This is a genomic window from Kitasatospora sp. NPDC057512, from assembly GCF_042802135.1.
Classification (GTDB): Bacteria; Actinomycetota; Actinomycetes; order Streptomycetales; family Streptomycetaceae; genus Kitasatospora.
Window position 1 is genome coordinate 1 of record NZ_JBHVET010000887.1, and the last position, 3,095, is coordinate 3,095.

Below are 3,095 nucleotides of genomic sequence, written 5' to 3' on the forward strand. Positions count from 1 at the left end.
GTCGGGGTCGGCGCGGCGGTCGGGGCGAGGACCGTACGGGCCGAGTCCCACCCGGGCCCGGCGGCCCCGGGGGCCTCGGCCGGCACCTGCGGCAGCTCGGCGTGCCGGGTGATCTGGCTGGTCAGCGGGTGCGGCAGCCAGTCGTCGCCGAACCTGAGCTGCCCGCCCACGGCCGGGTGGCTCCGGGCGGCGGCGATCACCTCGGCGGTGGTCGGACGGTCCTCGGGTCGCTTGGCCAGGCACCGCAGCAGCAGCGCACGCAGGCCCTCCGGAACCCGGCCGAGGTCGGGCTCCTCGTGGACGGTCCGGTAGAGCGCCGCCGGGTCCGGGCCGTCCCCGAACGGCGGAGCGCCGCCGGCGACGTGGACGGCCAGGGCGCCCAGCGCGTACACGTCGGTGGCCGGGGTCGCGGCCCGGCCCACGGCCTGCTCGGGCGCCATGTAGGCGGGCGAGCCGATCCGCAGGCCGGTGCCGGTCAGCGCGCTGGCGTCGGCCGCGCGGGCGATGCCGAAGTCGATCACCCGGGGGCCGTCGGAGGCGATCAGCACGTTGCCGGGTTTGAGGTCCCGGTGGACCACCCCGGTGGCGTGGATCGCCTGCAGGGCCTCGGCGATGCCCGCCATCAGCAGCAGGACGGTCCGTTCCGGGAGCGGGCCGTGGCGCTGCACCACCTCCTGGAGCGAGGGGCCCGGCACGTAGGTGGTGGCCAGCCAGGGGGTGGCGGCGTCCACGCCGGCGTCGACCACCTGGGCCGTGTACAGCCCGTGGATGCGCCGGGCACTGGCCACCTCCTGGGCGAACCGGGCCCGGAACTCCGGGTCCCCGGCCAGTTCGGGCCGCACCACCTTGAGCGCCACCGGCCGGCCGCCGGGGGTGTACGAGAGGTAGACCCGGCCCATACCGCCGGCGCCGAGCCGGGCGGCCAGCAGGTGGCCGCCGACCTCGCGCGGGTCGTCGGCGGTCAGCTCCTGGAAGACCGGCTGGAGGGCGAAGGGGGACCGGTCAGCGGACATGCGGGCTGCCTCTCTCGGCGGTCAGGGGTCGGCGCGGAGCCGGACGGGCCGGACGGGCCGGAAACGGGCGTACGGCACACGCGGCACGTACGGCACGCACAGCGCCGCAGAGTTTAGAGGTTTTATCAGGATCGGCCGAATCGGGCCCTGCGGGCAGGCCCGACAGCGGGCCCCGCCTCGACGGGCCGCCCGCGGCGGCCCCGTCAGTGCTGCGCCAGCTCCGCCTCGACGGCCCCGCGCAGCAGCCGGCGGGCGTGGTCGAGCGGCAGCGAGCCGCTCAGCCAGCGCACGCTCAGGCCCTCGACGAGGGCGGTGAGCCGCTCGGCGGCGGCCGCGTGCGCCGGGGCGGTGCCGCACGGATCGGCCCGGGCGAGCAGTTCGGCGACGTCGTGCACCCAGGTGTGGGTGGTCCGCGCCAGGTCCTCGCGCAGGTACGGTTCGAAGACCGCGGTGGCTCTCAACTCGCCCCAGGCCGTGCTGTTCTCCCGGACGTCCGGGCTGTCCTGGAGTTCCCGGAGCAGCACGCGTTCGAGGTCGGCCCGAGGGGTCTCGGCGTAGGCCGGGGCGGGCTCCTCGTCGGCGGTGTAGTGGTCGGCGCGGTCGCTGATGTGCGCCAGCGTCTCCCGGAGGATCCCGGCCCGGTCGGTGAAGTGGTAGTAGATCAGCGAGGTGGACACCCCGGCCTCGGCCGCGAGTTCGCCCACGCGCAGCCCGCGTACGCCGCGCCGGGCGATCACCCGGGTCGCGGCCTTGAGTATTTCCGTCCGACGGTCCGACATGGGCGCCCACTCTACCGGGCTTCCCGGCTGGTCAGACAGGTTCCTGATGATCGTTTCAGGGAATTCCATCAGCCTTGCCTCCAAGTCTTGACTGAATTTTCAGTACGGTAGAGGATGCGGGGCAACCCCCACGCCTCCCGCATCAGCCAGGGAGCGCCCCGTAGACCCCCACCCCCTCCCCGACACCACCGACGGCCACGTCGCTGCCCGGCGCGCCGCGCCGCACCCGGAGGGGCCCGAACAGAAGAGGTTTCCCGTGACCTACCGAATGCCCGCGGAGTGGACCGAGCACGACGGCTGCCTGATGGCCTGGCCCGTCCGCCCGGACCTGTGGGGCGACACCCTCGACGAGGTGAAGGGCGAGTACGCGGCGGTCGCCCGCGCCATCGCGCAGTTCGAACCGGTCACCATGGTGGCGCCGCCCGGCCACGGCGAGGAGGCCCGGGCCCGGTGCGGCGAGGGCACCACCGTCGTCGAGCTGCCGACGGACGACTCCTGGTTCCGCGACTCCGCGCCGATCTTCGTCCTCGACGGGGACGGCCGCCGGGCCGGCGTGGACTTCCGCTTCAACGCCTGGGGCCGCAAGCACAGTCCCTGGGACGCCGACGACCGGATCAGCGGCCTGCTGCTGGAGCACCTCGGCACCCCGGCGATCCGCTCCGAGATGATCCTCGAAGGCGGCGCGATCACCGTCGACGGCGAGGGCACGCTGATCACCACCGAGCAGTGCCTGCTGCACCCCAACCGCAACCCGGAGATGACCCGGCAGGAGATCGAGGCCGAACTGAAGGCACGCCTCGGCGTCACCAAGGTGGTCTGGCTGCCGTACGGCGGGGCCCTGGACACCGAGACCGACGGGCACGTGGACGGCGTCTGCGCGTTCGTCGCCCCCGGCAGGGTCGTGGTGCAGCTCCCGGCCGACCCCGCGCACCCGGACTACGCGCGGATGCGGGCCAACCGCGCCGTGCTGGAGCACTCCACGGACGCCCAGGGCCGGCCCTTCGAGATCGTCGACCTGCCGCAGGCCGCCTTCGTCGAGGTCGACGGCCGCGAGGTCGAGGTCGGCTACCTGAACTTCTACCTCGCCAACGGCGGCGTCGTCGTGCCGGTCGCCGACCACCCCGAGGACGCGGGCGCCCTGGCCGTGCTCGCCGCCGCCTACCCGGACCGGAAGGTCGTCGGCGTGCGCGCCCGGGTGATCGCCTACGGCGGCGGCGGCGTCCACTGCATCACCCAGCAGATCCCGGCCGCCCACGCCTGACCCCTCGCCAGCGAACGGAGACCCCACCCTCATGACTCCCAC

At 74.5% G+C, this 3,095-nt stretch carries 3 protein-coding genes; 1 reads left to right on the top strand and 2 read right to left on the bottom strand.

The window, feature by feature from the left end; all coding sequences use genetic code 11:
- A partial coding sequence (locus ACFU6K_RS35320; protein ID WP_380670163.1) for a serine/threonine-protein kinase occupies nucleotides 1-1,013 on the bottom strand: 1,013 nt, incomplete at its 3' end.
- Between the two features lie 203 nt (nucleotides 1,014-1,216).
- Nucleotides 1,217-1,792 (bottom strand): TetR/AcrR family transcriptional regulator, encoded by a 576-nt coding sequence (locus ACFU6K_RS35325; protein ID WP_380670165.1) that lies wholly within the window; start codon nucleotides 1,790-1,792, stop codon nucleotides 1,217-1,219.
- Nucleotides 1,793-2,048: 256 nt separating this feature from the next.
- Here ACFU6K_RS35325 and ACFU6K_RS35330 point away from each other — a divergent pair, with 256 nt between their 5' ends.
- A complete protein-coding gene (locus ACFU6K_RS35330) occupies nucleotides 2,049-3,053 on the top strand; it encodes an agmatine/peptidylarginine deiminase (protein ID WP_380670167.1) in 1,005 nt (334 codons plus the stop codon).
- Nucleotides 3,054-3,095 lie beyond the last annotated feature (42 nt).